The 480-nt window shown below is 74.2% G+C and carries 1 protein-coding gene; it reads left to right on the top strand.

What is annotated here, in order from left to right; all coding sequences use genetic code 11:
- The coding region (locus tag E1292_RS50660; protein ID WP_132606899.1) for an alpha/beta fold hydrolase at positions 1-480 on the top strand (480 nt) is incomplete at both ends.

Raw genomic sequence — 480 nt, 5'->3', positions numbered from 1 at the left:
ACCTGGCACCGGGTCGCACCGCTGCTCGCCGAACGGTTCACGGTGATCTGCCCGGACCTGCGCGGGTACGGCGGCTCCTCGAAGCCGCCGGGCGGCGACGACCACTCGGGGTACGCGAAACGGGCCATGGCGGCCGACGTGGTCGGCCTGCTCGACGCGCTCGGCCACGACCGGGCGGCGGTGATCGGGCACGACCGGGGCTGCTACGTGGCGATGCGCACGGCACTGGACCACCCCGACCGGGTGAGCCGGCTGGGTGTCCTCGACGGCGTGCCGATCGGCGAGGCGCTGGCCCGCTGCGACGCCCGGTTCGCCGCCCGCTGGTGGCACTGGTTCTTCCTCGGCCAGAGCGCCAAACCCGCCGAGCGGGTGATCAACGCCGATCCGGATGCCTGGTACGGCGGCTCGCCGGAACAGATGGGCGCCGAGGCGTACGCCGACTACCGGCGGGCGATCCACGATCCGGCCACGGTGCACGCC

Source organism: Nonomuraea deserti (genome assembly GCF_004348685.1).
In the GTDB taxonomy this organism is placed as follows: domain Bacteria; phylum Actinomycetota; class Actinomycetes; order Streptosporangiales; family Streptosporangiaceae; genus Nonomuraea; species Nonomuraea deserti.
Note: the sequence above shows the minus strand (reverse complement) of the source record. Positions and strands in the feature narration are given on the sequence as shown.